This window comes from Mesorhizobium sp. M8A.F.Ca.ET.202.01.1.1 (assembly GCF_004791595.1).
Classification (GTDB): Bacteria; Pseudomonadota; Alphaproteobacteria; order Rhizobiales; family Rhizobiaceae; genus Mesorhizobium.
The window spans coordinates 1-376 of the sequence record NZ_SRUN01000110.1 but is presented as its reverse complement, the minus strand read 5'-3'; the positions used below and the strand labels follow the sequence as shown (position 1 = coordinate 376).

Sequence of the window (376 nt, the reverse complement as noted above, 5' to 3'; positions counted from 1 at the left end):
GCAGGCCGGGAGCGTGATGCCGAACACTGACAGGATCGAGGCGCGGGCGAAGGCGAACAGCGCCATCACCAGGAAGCCGAATACCGAGGCGCGCACCGAGACCTGCTGGCGCTCCTCGCGGTTCATGCCTCGCGTCACGGCAAGGAAGAGCGGCGCCAACCCCGGCGGGTCGATGGTCACCAGGATGGTGACGAAGGCGTTGAACAGGCTGTCGAAGCTCGGCATCGCTGGTCCCCTCCCGCCGGGCGACGCCCTAGCTCTTCAATTGGTAGAGCAAAGCGGGAGCGGTGGGAACAGCCGGAAGGGGATTTCAGCCGGATAGAGCGGGATGCAGGTCAATAGAAAAGTCGGCATCCGCTCTATCTGTTTACTTAGC

Annotated in this window: 1 protein-coding gene; it reads right to left on the bottom strand. The window is 63.6% G+C overall.

Annotation, left to right across the window (positions count from 1 at the left end; translation table 11 throughout):
- A partial coding sequence (locus EN845_RS34055; RefSeq protein WP_135931289.1) for a MarC family protein occupies window positions 1–225 on the bottom strand: 225 nt, incomplete at its 3' end.
- Between the last annotated feature and the right edge of the window lie 151 nt (window positions 226–376).